This is a genomic window from Aureimonas sp. AU40 (genome assembly GCF_001463785.1).
Lineage (GTDB): Bacteria > Pseudomonadota > Alphaproteobacteria > Rhizobiales > Rhizobiaceae > Aureimonas.
The window spans coordinates 12,468-29,913 of record NZ_BBWL01000007.1 but is presented as its reverse complement, the minus strand read 5'-3'; the positions used below and the strand labels follow the sequence as shown (position 1 = coordinate 29,913).

Here is a 17,446-nt window from a genome sequence, read left to right as displayed (position 1 = left end):
GGCGACGACGCCTCGGCGCGTGAAAATGATCTTGAACTCAATGCTCCAGGCGTCCGCGCCAAGCGCTGGCGGGCACGCCGAAGAGCACTTCGCCCGCCTCGGTCTTGCCGATGGCGACGGAGATGCCGGCGAGGCGACCGGCGTCGTCGATCAGTGGGCCGCCGGAATAGCCCTGAACGATCGAGCAGCGCGCCACGATCAGCGCGCTGCCGCCCCCGGCCAGGGCGCGGCAGTCGTCGGCCACGGTCAGCGCATAGGCGCGGTCGCGCCCGAACCCGCCGGCCGTCAGGAGGCTTTCGGCGGGAGGCAGGGCGTCGGCCAGACCCAAGGGCTCGATGCTCTCCGGCGCGGGGTCGGCGAGCTCCAGAAGCGCCCAATCGCGCGGCGCGGCCGCCAGCGAGCGCGTGCCGTCCTGCGCCGGGTCCATGCGGATCGCGCTCGCCGTCGTCTGGAACGTGTAGCGCCCCCGGTCGTAGCCCAGCACGAAATGCACCGAGCCGGGCGCGAGGAAACGCCCGTTCGCGCGGTTGAACAGGCAATGGGCCGCCGTCACCGCCAACCGGGGCGCGATCAGGGCGCCGGTGCAGCGGGAATAGGCCATGGTGTTGACCTGCCCGACCGCGTTCCACGGCTTGGCTGAGATGTCGACGCGGTGGCGCGTCGCGGCGGACGATGGCTCGGCCCGCGCGCCGGTCATCGGCAGGAAGGAGAGAAGCGCGAGGGCGGCGGCGAAGGTCGCCATTCTCGCCCGTTGGAAATCTCGGGCAGCGCTGCGGTGCATATCGTGGCTCTCCTCGGCTTGCCTTTGCAGCCAGCTTCCATCGCTTCCCCTCGCCCCGAATGCAAGCAGGGCTAAGAGGCAGAACGGAACCGGACGCACGTCCCAGGCGTCTCCCGCAGCGAGGGATGAGAAGGCATGGAATGACGGACGAGATTCAAGGCAGGGACGAATTGCGGGCTATTCTGGACGACGTGGTGGCGAAGGTGCGCAAGGCCGCGCCCGGCCTCTACGAGGAAGCGGTGGAAGCGGCCAAGGCCAAGGATCGGCCGGAACCGCGCCGCGCCGATTTCGACAGGTTCGGCATCGCCGTCTTCACCCGCGAGGGCGATCTCGTCTCCGCCGGCAATGCCGGGACCGGCTTTCCCATCCAGTCTATCTCCAAGGTCTTCGCGCTGGAACTGGCGCTTGAAGCCTTGAACAACGACCTTTGGAAGCGGCTCGGGCGCGAGCCCTCGGGCGATCCGTTCAACTCCATCATCGATGTGGAGCGGCTGAAAGGCATTCCGCGCAATCCCTTCATCAATGCCGGGGCGCTCGTCGTCTGCGACGTCCTGGTCGGGATGAAGGGGCGATCGGGGCCGAACCGCCATGTCGTGGATTTCGTGCAGAGCCTGATCGAGGGCGAGACGCTCGAGCTCAGCGAGGCGGTGATGGAAAGCGACCGCTCGGGCGGCGATCTCAACCGCTCGCTGATGCTGATGGCCCGCCATCACGGCAATCTGAACCACGCCGTCGAGGACGTGATGGAAGCCTATGTCCATCAATGCGCGATCACGCTGACCTGCCGGGGCCTCGCCAAGGCCGGCCGCTTCCTGATGCAGGACGACCCGGGCGAGGAGGCGAGCGGGCGCGGGCTCTCCGCCGCCCGCCGGGCGCGGCGCATCCTGTCGATCATGATGCTCTGCGGCCAATATGACGGGTCGGGAGACTTCGCCTATCGCGTCGGCCTGCCCGCCAAGTCCGGCGTCGGCGGCGGCATTCTGGCGGTCGCGCCGCACAAGGCCTCGATCGGCGTCTGGTCGCCGGCGCTCGATCCGATGGGCAATAGCTGGCTCGGCACGCACGGGCTGGAGCTTCTGTCGCGGCGCACGGACTGGTCTGTCTTCGGCGCCGTGCGCAACTGAGACAACGTGAACGCCCCCGACAGGAGACCCTCTCGCCCATGACGATCGAGCCCGCCCGCATCCGCATTCTGAAGGAGGGCGACCCCGAGGCGAAGGGGCGCTATGTCCTTTATCTCCTTCAGCAGGCAAACCGCTCCCGCTTCAATCCGGCGCTGGAACTGGCGATCGACGAGGCCAACCGGCGCGGGCTCCCCGTGGTCGCCTGCTTCGGCCTGCTCGACGGGTCCAACGGTTTTCCCGAAGCCAATGCGCGGCACTATGCCTTTCTTCTGCAAGGGCTGTCGGACGCGGCGCGGGGCCTTGCCGAGCGCGGCGTCGGCTTCGTCCTGCGCAAGGCTTCGCCGGCCGAGATCGCCATCGACCTCGCCAAGGACGCCGCGCTCCTGGTTCTGGATCGCGGCTATCTCGCGATCCAGAAGCGCTGGTATGGCGAGATCGTGAACGGGGTCGAGACGCGCGTCGTTCAGGTGGAGGGCGATGTCGTGGTGCCCGTGGAAGTGGCGTCGAACAAGCACGAGCACGCCGCCCGCACCTTGCGCCCCAAGATCCGCCGCCAGCTGGAGGATTTCCTGAACCCGCTGGCCCATCGCAAGGTCATCCACGCCGCTGGGGACATGCACTGGAAGGGCGCGATCGACCTGTCGGACCCGGACAAGGTTCTGGCCGGCATGACGCTGGACCGGTCGGTGCCGCCGGTGAAGCGCTTTCGCGGCGGGGAGAGCGAGGCGCGAAAGAGCCTGAAGGCCTATCTCGCCGGCCCCTTCGCCCAATATGGCGCCGGACGTGGCAAGCCCGAGGCGGGCGCGGCTTCGCACATGAGCCCCTATCTGCATTTCGGGCAGATCTCACCGGTCGAGATCGCGCTGGCCGTGCGCGCGGCGAAGGCCGGCACGGCGGAGGACAAGGACGCCTATATCGAGGAGCTCGTGGTGCGCCGCGAGCTGGCGATGAACCATGTCCACTACACCCGGCATTACGACCGCTACGAGGACGCCGTGCCGGACTGGGCGCGCAAGACCCTGGCCGAACAGGCCGGCGACCGGCGCGATCCCGTCTATACCGAGGAGGACTTGGCAGAGGGGCGCACCCACGACGAGGGATGGAACGCGGCGATGGCGGAGATGCGCGAAACCGGCTTCATGCACAATCACCTGCGCATGTACTGGGGCAAGAAGATCCTCCACTGGTCGAAGACGCCGGAGGAAGGCTTCGCGCGCACGCTGCGCCTCAACAATCGCTACTTCCTCGATGGGCGGGACCCCAATTCCTTCACCAATGTCGCCTGGGTCTACGGGCTGCACGACCGGCCCTGGGCACGCCGGCCGATCTTCGGCACGGTGCGCTACCAGAGCGAGAACTCGCTGCGGAAGATCGACCTCAAGGCCTATATGGCGGATGTCGAACGGCTCTGCGAAGCGGAGAAGAACTGAACAGGCGAGCGGCCGCTCCGTGAACCGCTGTTCGCGGAGCGGCCTTGCCCGGTCGCGCTCAGAGCGAGGCGACGGTTTCCTCGATCGTGGTGCGGTAAGGCGTCGTCGGGCGGCCGATCAGTCCGCTGAGCTGGCGGCTCGTGTCATCCAGCGCGCCCTTGGCGGCGCCGGCGTCGGAATCGGCCAGCAGCGCGGCGAAGGCGTCCGGCAGGCCGGCGCCCACGAGCGCGGCCTTGTAGTCGGCCTCCGGCAGATCCTTGTAAGCCACCGGCTTGCCCGAAGCATCGGCAATGGCGGCTGCGAACTCGGCCAGCGTATAGGCTTCGTCGCCGGCGAGTTCATAGACCTTGCCGCCCTGCCCCTCGGCCGTCAGCACGGCCGCGGCGGCCTCGGCATAGTCGCGGCGCGCGGCCGAGGCGATGCGCCCCTCGCCGGCGCTGCCGAGCAGCACGCCATGGGCGAGCGCCGGGGCGATCGAGGCCGCGTAATTCTCGGTGTACCAGCCGTTGCGCAGGATCGCGAAAGGCAGGCCAGACGCCTTCAAGGCCTCTTCCGTCTGCAGATGCTCGTCGGCAAGGCCGAGAGGCGAAGTGTCGGCGTGAAGCAGGCTGGTGTAGGCGATCAGCGCGACGCCGGCCTTTTTGGCCGCTTCGATGACGTTGCGATGCTGGGGCACGCGCTGGCCGACCTCGCTGGAGGATACGAGAAGCAGCCGGTCGACGCCAGCGAAGGCCGCATCCAGCATCTCAGACCGGCTGTAGTCGGCGACCCGCAGTTCGACGCCCTTGCCCCGAAGGCGCTGGGCCGCTTCGCTCTCGGTGGAGCGCACGCCGGCGACGAGACGGCCCCCCAGCCCCTTGGCGAGCAATGCCTCGATCACCAGCCCGCCGAGCTGGCCCGTGGCGCCCGTGACGAAGATCGTGGGTTCGTTGGAATCGGCCATGATGGTTCCCCTTCAGGTTCGGTTATGAGACAAGGGAACTAATCGAGACCGACCCTGATGAAAAGGAGGCACTTTCTTGAGACAAGGGAACAGCGAGGGAACCGAGCTTCCCGCCGGCCGGCCCGATCTTGCCGAGCGTTTCGCCTATTGGCAGTCGCAGCTTTTCGACCCGGCGCATTGCCCGGTCCGCAGCGTGCTCGATCAGGTCGGCGACAAATGGTCGATGCTGATCCTGATCGCGCTGGCGGCCGGCCCGCGCCGCTTCAGCGCCCTCGCGCGCCTTCTGCCCGACATTTCCAAGCGCATGTTGACTCAGACGCTGCGGGGTCTGGAGCGGGACGGGTTCGTGGAGCGGGAGGTCTTCGCCACCAAGCCGCCCAGCGTAGAATATCGGCTGTCGGACTTGGGCAGCACCCTTCTCGACCCGCTCGCGCAACTGGTGCGCTGGGCGGAGCGCAGCCATCCGGCTATCCGGTCGGCGCAGACGCGCTTCGATGCGGCTGGGGGCTGACAGGGTTCGGCCCAACTGAAAGCCGGAGCGGTAGAACGAAAGGAGCGCGCCTCAGGCCCGCGCGGCGGCCGCGCGGGATCTGCCCGGCGCGGCGCCGATGATGCGCTTGAAGGCGCGGCTGAACGAGGCCTCGGAATCGTAGCCGAGCCGCTGCGCCGCTTCCGCGATGCGCATCCGGTCGCGCGCCAGCCATTGGCGGGCCTGGTGCATCCGCACCTCCGCGACATAGCGGGCCGGGGTGATGCCGACCGTCGCGGTGAACTTCGCAGCGAAGCCCGAGCGCGAGGTGCCCATGAGAGCCGCGAGATCGGACACGCTCCAATCCCGCTCGGGCTCGGCATGGATCGCGGCCAGCACCGTGCCCAGATGCGGATCGCGCAGCGCGGCGATCCAGCCCTTGGAATCCCCGCACTCGTGCTCGACCCAGGAGCGGATGATCTGGGCGGCCATCACGTCCGCCAGCCGGGCGAGAATGCCGCTCGCCCCCACGCGGTTCAGCGCGCATTCCGAAACCATCGCCGCCAGAAGATGGGGAATGGCCGGCTCGCTCACCATGAGTTCGCGCGCGCGCATCAGGTCGGGCATCATCTTCATCAAAGGATGCAGGGCGTCGAGGTTAAAGCGCATCGAGCCGCAGAACAGGACGCAGACCCCTTCGCTCTCCGCCTCTCCCTCGGCATAGTCGAACATGCTCTCGCAGATGGCCATGCATTCGCGGCGCGGAAACGCGCGGGGCTCGACGCCCGGTCGGCTGGCCAGCGTGTGCGCGGCGCCGCGCGGCACGAGAACGGCGTCGCCCGCCGTCAGCGCGCTCCATTCGCCGTCCGGCGCCTGGAGCCAGCATCCGCTGCCCGCCACGAAGTGGAAATGGGCGTGCTCCTGCGCGGGGTAGTGGAAACTCCACTCCCCCGACAGGCGGCAGCGGCCATACTCCACGCCGTCGAGGCGCAGGCCCCGCAGCATGTCGGTCAGCGGATCGGATGCAGCGATTTTGGAGGATCGGTCAAGCATAAGAGATTATCTAGCATGGAAACGCCAAGGAGGCGAGCGTAGCGTGCCGGCCAAGGTGCACTGCACAAACAGGAATGCCCACGATGTCCGACGCAACCCTCCCACGTGACATGGACTTGTCCGCCGCCGGGCCGGAGCCGGCCGAGCGTCCCGTCTGGTCCGCCGTCTTCTCGCTCTCCTTCGGCGTCTTCGGTCTGGTCACGGCCGAGTTCCTGCCCGTCAGCCTTCTGACCCCCATGGCCGCCGATCTCGGCGTTTCCAACGGCGCGGTGGGCCAAGCCATCACCGCGACGGCGGTGGTCGCGGCCTTTGCCGGGCCGCTTCTGGTTCTCGCCTCCGGCCGGGTGGATCGGCGTACGATCGTCTGGGCGCTGATGGCCATGCTGGTCGGCTCCAGCATCCTGGCGGCCATGGCCACCAGCCTCGAGGCGCTGCTCGTGGCGCGCGGGGTCCTGGGCTTCGCGCTCGGCGGCTTCTGGGCGATGATGACGGCGCTAGCGCTTCGCCTCGTGCCGCCCGCCCTGGTGCCACGCGCCATGTCGATCATCATCATGGGCGTGTCGCTGGCGACCGTCTTCGCCGCGCCGCTCGGCTCGGCGTTGGGCGCGCTTTGGGGCTGGCGTACGACCTTCCTCGCCGCCTCGGGGCTCGGCGCGCTGGCGCTTCTCGTCCAACTCTTGGCGCTTCCCTCGCTGCCCGCCTCGGGGGCGCCAGGCCTTGCGCTCTTCCGTGCGGCCCTGTCGCGGCGCGCCGTGGTGATCGGCTTCGCCACGGTCATCATCGTCGTGTCCGGTCATTTCGCCGGCTTCACCTTCATCCGCCCCTTCCTGGAGGAGGTGCCGAGGCTCGAGGTCTCGACCCTGTCCATGGCGCTCCTGGCCTTCGGCATCGGCGGATTCTTCGGCAATATCGGCGGCGGCAAGATCGCCGAGCGCAGCCCGGCCTGGGCCGTCGCCATCGCCTCGTTCCTGATCGCGGTCGCCACGCTGATCCTGGTTCTCGGCGGCTCAAACCCGGCAGTCGCCTTCGCGGCCACCACGCTCTGGGGCCTCGCCTTCGGCGCTTTCCCCGTCTCGATCTCGATCTGGAACGCCCGCGTGGCGCCCGATCTCGCCGAAAGCGCGGGCGCCCTTCTGTCCTCGGCCTTTCAGGTGGCGATCGCCAGCGGTGCCCTGGTTGGCGGCGTCCTGATCGACGGGGTCGGCCCGACCGGCGTTCTCGTCTACACCGCGCTGGCCGTGGCGCTGGGCGCCGTTCTGATCCTCGCCGTGGGGCGCCCGCTGGAGCGCCGGCAAGGTTTCTGACACCGGCTCGGCGCCCCGCCCGTACTCATTCGGGCGGGCGCCGACCGTTAGTCCGCGATCATCGAGCGGATGCGCCGGGCCAGGACCGTCATGTCGAAAGGCTTGGTGACGACCTGCATTCCGGGGGCGAGATGGCCGTGGCTGAGCACGGCGTTCTCGGCATAGCCAGTGACGAACATCACCTTCAGATCGGGGCGCAGCTCGCGCGCTGCGTCCGCCACCTGCCGGCCGTTCATGCCGTTGGGTAGGCCGACATCCGTGATGAGAAGGTCGATCCGCTGATCGGACCGCAGCACCTTCAACCCTTCCGGCCCGTCGCCGGCCTCGATCGCGGTGTAGCCGAGGTCTTCCAGCACATCGACCACCAGCATGCGCACCAGCGGTTCGTCGTCGATCACCAGAACGGTTTCCCCCGTCTCGGTGCGCTCCGGCACCTGCGGCGGCGCCTGCGGCTCGCTCATTTCCTCGACATGGTGGCGAGGGAGATAGACGCAGACCATGGTCCCCTGCCCCACCTCGGAATAGATCTGCACCTGCCCGCCGGACTGGCGCGCGAAGCCGTAGATCATCGACAGGCCGAGCCCTGTGCCGACGCCGATCGGCTTGGTGGTGAAGAACGGGTCGAAGGCCCGCGCCACCACGTCCGCCGGCATGCCGGTGCCGTTGTCGGACACGCACATGGAGATGTACTGGCCGGGCGGAAGGTCACGCTCGCGGCCGGTGCGATCGTCGATCCAGCGATTGCCCGTCTCGATCGTCAGCTTGCCGCCGTCCGGCATGGCGTCGCGGGCGTTGATGGCAAGGTTCAGCAGCGCGTTCTCGAGCTGGTTGGGGTCCACCAGCGTCGGCCAGAGGCCGCCCACCGCCACCCGCTCCACCGTGATCTGCGGGCCGACCGTGCGCTGGATCAGTTCCTCCATGCCGGCCACCAGCCGGTTCACGTCGGTGGGCTTGGGGTCCAGCGTCTGCCGGCGAGAGAAGGCGAGCAGGCGATGGGTCAGCGCCGCCGCGCGCTTGGTCGCCCCTTGCGCGCCGATCATGTAGCGCTCGATCTCGCCGAGCCGCCCTTGCCGAATGCGCGCCTGCATCATTTCCAGCGAGCCGGAAATGCCGGCGAGCAGATTGTTGAAATCGTGCGCGAGGCCGCCGGTGAGTTGGCCCACCGCTTCCATCTTCTGGCTCTGGCGCAGCGCCTCTTCCGCTGCCATCAGCTCTGCCGTCTTCTCCTCGACGCGCTTCTCCAGCGTCTCGTTGAGAGTGCGCAGCATCTCGGTCATGCGCTGGCGCTCGGCCTCCACCGCGCGCCGCTCCTCGATGTCGATCAGGACGCCGGGAAAGTTCAGCGGCGTGCCGTCCGGCCCATGCTCGACCCGGCCGTTCGCCTCCAGCCAGTAGTAGTTCCCGTCGGCGCGGCGAGTGCGATACTGATGCGCGTAGGCGCCGCCGCGCGCGATCGCCTCCCGGATCGCGGCGGCCAAGCCCTCCTGATCGTCGGAGTGGACGGTGTCCACGACCTGCGCGAGGCTCAAACCCTCCCGGCCGAGCGCGGGGTCGAGGCCGAAGGCTTTGGCGAAGGCTTCGTCCACGGTAAAGCGGTCGCTCGGCAGGTCCCAAAGCCAGGTGCCGATGATGGCGCCCGCCGACAGCGCCAGTTGCACGCGCTGCACGTTTTCGCGCGCCAGCGCCTCGCTTTCGCGTAAAGCGGCTTCGGCGCGCTTGCGATCGGTGATGTCGCGAAACAGAACGGAGACGCGGCGCAGGCTCGGCGGCTCGACCCGCGCGGCGGCCACCTCGATATGGCGCCCCGCCTGCTCGAACTCGCGCTCGAAGCGGATCGGCTGGCCCGTGCGCAGAACGCCGCCATAAAGCGCGACCCAGACGTCCGCGTCGCTCGGCGCGAGGTCGCGCACGCGGCGGCCGATAATATCGGGAATGCCGGTGTGGCGTTCGTAGCCGGAATTGGCCTCGACATGGACATAGTCGCTGTCGGGGCCGTTCGGCCCGTCGATGAACTCGATGATGCAGAAGGCGTCGTCGATCGCCTCGAACAGGGCGCGGTAGCGCGCGTCAGCCTCGGCCAGCACCTCAGCGACGGAAGGAGACGCAGGGGACCCGTCGTCAGGGGTGGAAACCGTCGCCGGGCGTTCAATCGTCACGGGATCATTCTCTGCATGAAAGGCGGGAAAGCGAGGCTGCGACGCGCCAACCCGCAGGAACCGGCTGACGCTGCCCCTCCTATTTAGTTCATTTCGGCCGATCGAAAGGGCGTGGGCGGCATGATCCTGCACCCGAAGCGGCGGCGAGAAAGGCAAAGGCCCCGGGCCAAAGCACGGTACGGAAAAGCCTGACAGCCGATCGCCGACACGTTTGCGTGAAAGCTGCGTCCCTTTCACGCAGGGCCGCCTGACGCCGAGCGGCCTGTCGGCGGCGGGATCGGCCCCGACAGCACATGGGCGACACTCCGAGAGTAAGGCGGAGGGCCTTGTTCCGCCGGGGGCGGCGCTGCGTCGAAGCACTTGAGAAGCTCCAATCGGCGTCAAGCCTGACCGACGTCATCCGGTGAAGCGACCTCCGACACCAGTCGGGCGCCAGTGGTTTTCGCGGGATCAGTTTAGACCAGTTACAAGTTGAGCCTGCGAACGAGCGTGTTGCCGCTCTCGGCCGGTCGGCTGGCCGAGCCCATCGCTTCGCCCTTTGCCGGGCGGCGCCGCACCTGCGGCCGCCCCCGGCGGAGCCCCTCACGAAAGGAGTGAGACATGTCGAGATTTCCCGACCTTGCCCTCAATCGCCGCGACCTGATGACATCGGCCACGGCCTGCGCCGCTTTGACGGTGGCGCCCAAACTGGCCCGCGCCGAGGCCGCGCCGACCGCTGCCTCGCCCGCCCCAAGCGTTTCAAAGGTCTCCTTCACGGTGAACGGCGAGCGGCGAGAACTGGAACTGGACCTCCGCACCACGCTGCTCGACGCGCTGCGCGAGCATCTGAAGCTATCGGGCACCAAAAAGGGCTGCGACCACGGCCAATGCGGCGCCTGTACGGTGATCGCCAATGGCCGGCGGATGAATTCCTGCTTGTCGCTCGCCATGATGCACGAAGGCGACGAGATCACCACGATCGAGGGCCTGGGCACGCCCGACGCGATGCACCCGATGCAGGAGGCCTTCGTCAAGCACGACGGCTACCAGTGCGGCTACTGCACGCCCGGCCAGATCTGCTCTGCCGTCTCGGTTCTGGCGGAGATCAAGGATGGCATTCCGAGCCATGTCACCGGCGACCTGACGGCCGCGATCGAGCCGAGCGACGCCGAGATGCGCGAGCGCATGAGCGGCAATATCTGCCGCTGCGGCGCCTATTCCAACATTGTGGACGCCATGAACGACGTGGCCGGGAGGCCTGCATGAAGCCCTTCACCTTCGAGCGCGCCACCACTCCGGCCGAGGCCGCCAAGGCCGCCAGCGCCCATCCCGGCGCGAAGTTCATCGCGGGCGGCACCAACCTACTCGACCTGATGAAGCTGCAGATCGAGACGCCGCAGCATCTGATCGACGTCAACGGATTGTCGCTCGACCGGATCGAGGCGACCGAATCCGGCGGCCTGCGGATCGGCGCTCTGGTGCGCAACACCGACATGGCGGCCGACGAGCGCGTGCGCCGCGACTATGGCGTGCTCGCCCGGGCGGTGCTGGCCGGCGCCTCCGGCCAGCTGCGCAACCGCGCCACCACGGCGGGCAATCTCCTGCAGCGCACGCGCTGCCCCTATTTCTACGACACCAACATGGCTTGCAACAAACGCCAGCCCGGCTCAGGCTGCTCGGCCTTGGAGGGCTATTCGCGCCAGCTCGGCGTGGTCGGCGTCAGCGACGCCTGCATCGCCACCAACCCGTCCGACATGAACGTCGCGCTCCGGGTGCTGGACGCCGAAGTCGAGACGGTAAAGCCCGACGGCACCACACGCGCCATTGCGATCGGCGATTTCCATCGTTTGCCCGGCGACACGCCGGAAATCGAGACGGCGCTGGAGCCCGGCGAGTTCATCACTGCCGTGACGCTGCCCAAGCCCCTTGGCGGCACGCATATCTACCGCAAGGTGCGCGACCGCGCGTCTTATGCCTTCGCGCTGATCTCGGTCGCCGCCGTGGTGCAGCCGGACGGCACGGGCCGCGTCGCCGTGGGCGGCGTCGCGCACAAGCCCTGGCGTGTGGAAGCGGCGGATGCCGAGCTTTCCAAAGGCGCCAAGCCGGTGGCGGAAAAGCTCTTCGCCGATGCCAAGACGACCGAGCACAACGCCTTCAAGATCCCGCTCACCGAGCGAACGCTCGGTGCGGTCCTGACCGAAGCGAGGAGCTGACCGCCATGAAGTTCGACACCAAAGCCGGCACCAACCCGATCGACCGGATGACGGTCGTCGGCCAGCCGCACGACCGCATCGAGGGCCGATTCAAGACCACCGGCACCGCGCCCTATGCCTACGAGCACAACGAGGTCGCGGACCGCATCGCCTACGGCTATGCGCTGGGCTCCGGCATCGCCAAGGGGCGCATCACCGCCATCGATACGGCGGAGGCGCGCCGCGCGCCGGGCGTGCTTGCCATCGTCACGTATGAGAATGCCGGCGAACTCGGCCAGGGCGACATGAACACGGTGAAGCTGCTCGCTGGACCAGAGGTCGACCATTACCACCAGGCCGTCGCCGTGGTGGTGGCGGAAAGCTTCGAGCAGGCGCGCGACGCCGCGCAGCGCATCCGCGTTTCCTATAAGGCGGGCGACGGCGCCTTCGACCTCGCCGCCGCGCGAGACGCGGCGCCGCTGGCGGAGGACGACGGCTCGACGCCGCCGGCCACTTCGGTCGGCGACTTCGACGGTGCCTTCGCCAAGGCTGCGGTGAAGCTGGACGAGACCTACACGACGCCCGACCAGAGCCACGCGATGATGGAGCCCCATGCCTCGCTGGCGCTCTGGGAGGGAGACCGGCTGACGGTCTGGACCTCTAACCAGATGATCGCCTGGGGCGCGTCGGACGTCGCCAAGACGCTGAAGGTCGCGCCCGAGAAGGTCCGTCTCATCTCGCCCTTCGTCGGCGGCGGCTTCGGCGGCAAGCTCTTCGTGCGGGCCGATGCGATCCTCGCCGCGCTCGGCGCCAAGGCCGCTGGCCGGGCGGTGAAACTGGCGCTCACGCGCCCGATGATGGCCAACAACACGACCCATCGCCCGGCCACGATCCAGCGCATCCGCATCGGCGCCGATCGCGACGGGCGGATCACCGCCATGGGCCATGAGAGCTGGTCGGGCGACCAGCCCGACGGCTCGCCGGAGGCGGCGGTGGCGCAGACGCGGCTCCTCTATGTCGGCGCCAACCGCATGACGGCGATGCGCCTCGCCGTGCTCGACCTGCCGGAAGGCAACGCCATGCGCGCGCCGGGCGAAGCGCCGGGCCTGATGGCGCTCGAAATCGCCATGGACGAGATGGCGGAAAGGCTGGGTCTCGACCCCGTCGAGTTCCGCATCCGCAACGACACGCAGGTCGACCCCGAGGACCCCAAGCGCCCCTTCTCGCAGCGTCAGCTGGTGGAGTGCTTCCGCATTGGGGCCGAGCGCTTCGGCTGGAACGGGCGGAAGGCGCAGCCGGGTCAGGTGCGCGACGGGCGCTGGCTGGTGGGCCTCGGCGTCGCCGCCGCTTTCCGCAACAACCAGGTGATGGATTCCGGCGCGCGGGTGCGCCTCGGGCGGGACGGCGTGGTGACCGTGGAAACCGATATGACCGATATCGGCACCGGCTCCTACACGATCATCGCCCAGACGGCGGCGGAGATGATGGGCCTGCCGCTCAGCCGGGTGCAGGTGCTGCTCGGCGATTCCAGCTTCCCCAAATCCGCCGGCTCGGGCGGCCAGTGGGGCGCGAACTCCTCCACCGCCGGCGTCTACGCCGCCTGCGTCAAGCTGCGCGAGGCGGTGGCGCAGAAGCTCGGCTTCAACTCCGACGATGCCGAGTTCACCGACGGGCGGGTGCGGGCCGGCAACCGGGACGCGGCTCTCAGCGAGGCGGCCAAGGACGGCGAGATCGTGGTGGAAGACACGATCGAGTTCGACAAGGCCCTGTCGAAGGGGCACCAGCAATCGACCTTCGGCGCGCATTTCGTGGAGGTCGGCGTCGATATCGCCACGGCCGAGATCCGCGTTCGGCGCATGCTGGCGGTCTGCGCGGCGGGCCGCATCATCAACCCGATGACGGCGCGCAGCCAAGTCATCGGCGCGATGACCATGGGCGTCGGCGGCGCCTTGATGGAGGAACTGGCGGTGGACAAGCGCCACGGCTTCTTCGTCAATCACGACCTCGCCGGCTACGAGGTGCCGGTGCATGCCGACATCCCACATCAGGAGGTGGTCTTCCTGCCCGAGACCGATCCCCTGTCCTCGCCTATGAAGGCGAAGGGCGTCGGCGAGTTGGGTCTCTGCGGCGTCTCGGCGGCCATCGCGAATGCCGTTCACAACGCGACGGGTGTGCGCGTGCGCAACTATCCCGTGACGCTGGAGAAGCTTCTGGACGGCATGCCGGAAGTGGCCTGAACGGCTTCCAAGCTGAGAGCGGGGCGGCATCGCCGCCCCGCCATCCCCAGCTTTAGCGCCCGGCGACGCCTTCCCCGGGCCGCACGAAGCCGTCGCTGGCGACCATCAGGGTTCGTGCATAGTCCGAGCGCACGTCCCGCCGCGCCAGACGCCCTTCGTCCAGTGTCTCCACCGCCTCCCCCGCCCGCATCACCAGAAGCCGCTCGCACATGTGATCGACCACGGCGAGGTCGTGGCTGACGAAGAGATAGGTGAGCCCTCGCTCGGCCCGCAGCCGGGTCAGGAGGTTCAGCACCTCGGCCTGGATCGAAGCGTCGAGCGCCGAGGTCGGCTCGTCCAGAAGCAGGATCGACGGCTCCAGGATCAAGGCGCGGGCGATCGCGATGCGCTGGCGCTGGCCGCCGGACAGCTGGTGCGGCAGGCGGAAGCGGAAGGCGGGGTCGAGCCCGACATCGGCCAGCGCCTGGAGAATGCGCCGGTCGCGATCCTTCAACCCGTGGATCGACAGCGGCTCGGCGAGGATGCGGTCGATCGTGTGGCGCGGATGGAGCGAGCCGTAGGGATCCTGAAACACCATCTGCACCCGGGCGGCGAAGCTCTTGTCGCGCCGCCCCGTCAGCGGCGCTCCATCGATCAGCACCTCCCCCGCGCTGACCGGCGCGAGGCCGCAGAGCGCCCGCAGGATGGTGGACTTGCCCGAACCGGATTCGCCGACCAATCCGAAGGACTCGCCCGGCGCGACCTTGAAGGAGACGCTTTTCACGGCATCGACGCGGCTGCGGCCTTCGCCCAGCGTCACGCCGAGATGGCGGACCTCGATGCGCGGTGTGGTGCTCATGCCCGCTCCCATTCCGGCTGGCGGTCGAGCACGGGCAGCGGCGCGTGGCCGCCGCCGATGCGCGGCAGGCAGGCGAGCAGGCCCCGCGTGTAGGGATGCTTCGCCTCGGCCAGATTTCGCGCGGCGATCTCCTCGACGATCCGCCCGCGATACATGACGAGCACCCGGTCGCAGAAGGTGGAGACGAGGCGCAGATCGTGACTGATGAACAGGAGGCCCATGCCGCGCCCGCGCACGAGATCGTCCAGAATGCGAAGGATTTCGAGCTGCACGGTGACGTCCAGCGCCGATGTCGGCTCGTCCGCGATCAGGAGTTCGGGTTCGGGGATCAGCATCATGGCGATCATCACGCGCTGGCCCATGCCGCCGGAAAGCTCGTGCGGATAGGCGCGCAAGACCCGCTCGGGATCGCGGATCTGCACGTCCTCCAGCATGGCGACCATGCGTCGCTTGGCGTCCGCGCCGGAGATGCGGCCGTGCGCGCGCAGCGCCTCGCCGAGCTGCCGGTCGATCCGCATGACCGGGTTCAGCGAGTATTTGGGGTCCTGCATTACCATGGCGATGCGCCGGCCGCGCACGGCGCGCATCTCGCGCTCGCTGAGGGCGGCGAGATCGGTGCCGCGGAAGCGAAGCGTATCGGCCGCAACATGGCCGGGCGGGCGCACGAGGCGCAGGATGGCGCGCCCTGTCATCGACTTGCCGGAGCCGGATTCGCCCACGATCGCCACGCGCTCGCGCCCGACCGTGAAGCTGACGCCGCGCACGGCTTCCACGAGGCCGCGCCTCGTGTCGAAGCCGACGCGAAGGTTGCGCACCTCCAAGAGAGGCTCGCCGGCGTTGGACATCATCTTTCCTTCGACGCGCATGGTCTTTTCGCCCGCGCTCAATGCTTCGCGCATGGTTTCCTCGCCCGCGCTCATTGCTTCGCGCTCCGGGGATCGAGAATGTCGCGCAGCGCGTCGCCGAGCAGGTTGAAGGCAAGGCTGACCAGCAGGATGGCGATGCCGGGAATGGTCGCCACCCACCAATGCGTCAGCAGATATTGCCGCCCCGAGGAGATCATGGCGCCCCATTCGGCCAGCGGCGGCTGCGCGCCGAGGCCGAGAAAGCCGAGGCCGGCGGCGGTGAGGATGATGCCGGCCATGTCGAGCGTGACGCGCACGATCACCGAGGAAAGGCACATCGGCATGATATGGCCGGTGATGATGCGCAGCGTCCCGGCGCCCTGAAGCCGAGCGGCCGCGATATAGTCGGAGCGGCGCACGGTCAGCGTCTCGGCCCGGGCGACGCGGGCATATGGCGGCCAAGCGGTGAGCGCGATGGCGAGAATGGCGTTTTCGATGCCGGGGCCGAGCGCTGCCACGAAGGCGAGCGCCAGGATCAGGCGGGGAAAGGCCAGGAAGATGTCGGTGATCCGCATCAGGACACGGTCGGTCCAGCCGCCCAGCGTCCCTGCCACGGTGCCGATCACGAGGCCGAGCACCGGAGCGGTGAGCGCCACCAGCGCCACGACGTAGAGCGTGACGCGCGCGCCGTAGACGAGCCGGCTCCAGACGTCGCGGCCGAGTTCGTCCGTGCCGAGCCAATGGCCGGCGCCGGGCGGCAGAAGCCGCGTGTCGAGGTTCTGGATGTTGGGCGCATGGGTGGCGAGCCAGGGCGCGAAGGCGGCCATGAGCAGGAGAAGGACGATCAGGGCAAGGCCGATCATCGCCAGGGCGTTGCTCCTGAGCGTCAGCCAGCCCTGCCAGAGCGAAACGGCGCGCGCCTGAAAGCGTGAGCGCGGGCTGTCGCTGGTCAGCCAGCCTAGCCACCCGGAAGTCCGTGTCATTTCGCTCATCGCGCCCTCGGATCGACCAGCGTGTAGACGACGTCGGAGAGAAGATTCAGCACGATGAAGGCCGCGCCGATCATCAGCGTTCCGCCGAGCACGGCGTTGAAGTCGGCGGCGAACAACGCCTGCGTGATGTAGAGCCCGAGGCCGGGCCAGGCGAAGACCGTCTCGGTCAGCACCGACCCTTCCAGCAGCGCGGCATAGGACAGCGCGATGACGGTGACGAGCGGCACCATGGCGTTGCCGAGCGCATGGACCCAGACGACGCGCCGCTCCGACACGCCCTTCACCCGCGCGGCGGTGACGTAATCCTGGCTGAGCTGTTCGAGCATGAAGGACCGCGTCATCCGAGAGATGTAGGCGAGCGAAAAGTAGCCGAGCACCAGCGCGGGCAGGATGAGATGCGACAGGGCGTTCCAGAACACGTCCCAAGCGCCGGACAGGGCGGAGTCGATCAGGATCGAGCCGGTGAGCGGCGTCACGTCGAACTCGTAGGCCAGCTCAAACGAGACATCGAGCCGTCCCGGCCCGCCGACCCAGCCGAGTTGTCCGTAAAACACGAGAAGCGCGATCAGTCCGAGCCAGAAGACCGGCATGGAATAGCCGAGCAGCCCGACGACACGTATCACCTGATCGGGCCAGCGCCCCTGATAAACCGCGCCGAAGACCCCGGCCGGCACGCCGAGCAGGACGCCGATCAGCGTGGCGAGCGTGGCGAGTTCCAGCGTCGCAGGAAAGGCGGCGCGGATGTCCTCCACCACGGGGCGCGAGGTGAGGTTCGAGCGGCCGAGATCGCCGGTCAGGACATCGCCGAGATAGCGCACGAACTGCACGGGCAGCGGCTGGTCGAGGCCGAGCGCGATCTTCGCCGCATCGTACTGCGCCTGCGTCGAGCGATCGCCGACCACGGCCAGCACGGGATCGAGCGGCACTACGCGGGCGATCAGGAAGGTGACGAAGAGGAGGCCGAACAGGGTGATGGCGAGGCTAAACAGGAGGCCCCCGCCGCGCTGGAGGGCGCGGGGGATGCCGAGGCCCCCGCCGGTCGGGGCGCGCGTGGGATCGAGCGCCGGCTCGTCGAGAACGGGCGGGCTCATAGACCCGCCCTC

15 protein-coding genes are annotated in these 17,446 nt (G+C 68.5%); 7 read left to right on the top strand and 8 right to left on the bottom strand.

From position 1 onward, the window contains the following. Positions 1-37: 37 nt before the first annotated feature. Positions 38-742, bottom strand: coding sequence for a trypsin-like serine peptidase (locus tag AUL32_RS02935; protein ID WP_062111607.1), 705 nt, complete (start codon positions 740-742; stop codon positions 38-40). A gap of 179 nt (positions 743-921) precedes the next feature. Between AUL32_RS02935 and glsA the strand changes: the two genes are divergently transcribed. Further along, positions 922-1,905 (top strand): glutaminase A, encoded by a 984-nt coding sequence (glsA, locus tag AUL32_RS02930; RefSeq protein WP_156421301.1) that lies wholly within the window; start codon positions 922-924, stop codon positions 1,903-1,905. A gap of 38 nt (positions 1,906-1,943) precedes the next feature. After that, entirely contained in the window at positions 1,944-3,335 is a 1,392-nt protein-coding gene (locus tag AUL32_RS02925; protein WP_062111605.1) for a deoxyribodipyrimidine photo-lyase, read from the top strand. A 58-nt stretch (positions 3,336-3,393) separates the two neighbouring features. On the opposite strand, the gene AUL32_RS02920 is transcribed toward AUL32_RS02925, so the two are convergent. Beyond that, positions 3,394-4,278 (bottom strand): SDR family oxidoreductase, encoded by an 885-nt coding sequence (locus AUL32_RS02920; RefSeq protein ID WP_062111603.1) that lies wholly within the window; start codon positions 4,276-4,278, stop codon positions 3,394-3,396. A gap of 76 nt (positions 4,279-4,354) precedes the next feature. On the opposite strand from AUL32_RS02920, the gene AUL32_RS02915 reads away from it, so the two are divergent. Continuing rightward, a complete protein-coding gene (locus AUL32_RS02915) occupies positions 4,355-4,789 on the top strand; it encodes a winged helix-turn-helix transcriptional regulator (RefSeq protein ID WP_062111601.1) in 435 nt (144 codons plus the stop codon). A 51-nt stretch (positions 4,790-4,840) separates the two neighbouring features. Here AUL32_RS02915 and AUL32_RS02910 read toward each other — a convergent pair whose 3' ends face one another. Next, positions 4,841-5,800 (bottom strand): AraC family transcriptional regulator, encoded by a 960-nt coding sequence (locus AUL32_RS02910; RefSeq protein ID WP_062111599.1) that lies wholly within the window; start codon positions 5,798-5,800, stop codon positions 4,841-4,843. Positions 5,801-5,883: 83 nt separating this feature from the next. Here AUL32_RS02910 and AUL32_RS02905 point away from each other — a divergent pair, with 83 nt between their 5' ends. After that, complete coding sequence (locus tag AUL32_RS02905; protein WP_082639622.1) at positions 5,884-7,104, top strand: MFS transporter; 1,221 nt, start codon at positions 5,884-5,886, stop codon at positions 7,102-7,104. A 47-nt stretch (positions 7,105-7,151) separates the two neighbouring features. Here AUL32_RS02905 and AUL32_RS02900 read toward each other — a convergent pair whose 3' ends face one another. Then, positions 7,152-9,260, bottom strand: a complete 2,109-nt coding sequence (locus tag AUL32_RS02900) for a response regulator (protein ID WP_306302884.1) — start codon at positions 9,258-9,260, stop codon at positions 7,152-7,154. A 600-nt stretch (positions 9,261-9,860) separates the two neighbouring features. Between AUL32_RS02900 and paoA the strand changes: the two genes are divergently transcribed. The 3 genes from paoA to paoC are packed head-to-tail and all read left to right on the top strand — an operon-like array spanning position 9,861 to position 13,668. Continuing rightward, entirely contained in the window at positions 9,861-10,505 is a 645-nt protein-coding gene (gene paoA / locus AUL32_RS02895; protein ID WP_062111594.1) for an aldehyde dehydrogenase iron-sulfur subunit PaoA, read from the top strand. Continuing rightward, positions 10,502-11,452 carry an FAD binding domain-containing protein gene (locus tag AUL32_RS02890; protein WP_062111592.1) on the top strand — a complete coding sequence of 317 codons (951 nt, stop codon included), beginning with the start codon at positions 10,502-10,504 and terminating at the stop codon, positions 11,450-11,452. Before paoA ends, AUL32_RS02890 begins: the two co-directional genes overlap by 4 nt. A gap of 5 nt (positions 11,453-11,457) precedes the next feature. Next, positions 11,458-13,668, top strand: a complete 2,211-nt coding sequence (gene paoC / locus AUL32_RS02885) for an aldehyde oxidoreductase molybdenum-binding subunit PaoC (RefSeq protein WP_062111590.1) — start codon at positions 11,458-11,460, stop codon at positions 13,666-13,668. Between the two features lie 52 nt (positions 13,669-13,720). On the opposite strand, the gene AUL32_RS02880 is transcribed toward paoC, so the two are convergent. From AUL32_RS02880 to AUL32_RS02865, 4 genes are all read right to left on the bottom strand, one after another. Beyond that, positions 13,721-14,506 (bottom strand): ABC transporter ATP-binding protein, encoded by a 786-nt coding sequence (locus AUL32_RS02880; protein ID WP_062111588.1) that lies wholly within the window; start codon positions 14,504-14,506, stop codon positions 13,721-13,723. Continuing rightward, on the bottom strand, positions 14,503-15,351 hold the full coding sequence (locus AUL32_RS02875; protein WP_082659211.1) for an ABC transporter ATP-binding protein: 849 nt from the start codon (positions 15,349-15,351) through the stop codon (positions 14,503-14,505). The genes AUL32_RS02880 and AUL32_RS02875 overlap by 4 nt, the downstream gene beginning before the upstream one ends. A gap of 71 nt (positions 15,352-15,422) precedes the next feature. Continuing rightward, the gene (gene nikC / locus AUL32_RS02870; protein WP_062111586.1) at positions 15,423-16,343 is read right to left on the bottom strand and encodes a nickel transporter permease; all 921 of its coding nucleotides are present in this window, start codon (positions 16,341-16,343) and stop codon (positions 15,423-15,425) included. Continuing rightward, on the bottom strand, positions 16,340-17,434 hold the full coding sequence (locus tag AUL32_RS02865) for an ABC transporter permease (protein WP_082659197.1): 1,095 nt from the start codon (positions 17,432-17,434) through the stop codon (positions 16,340-16,342). The genes nikC and AUL32_RS02865 overlap by 4 nt, the downstream gene beginning before the upstream one ends. Positions 17,435-17,446 lie beyond the last annotated feature (12 nt).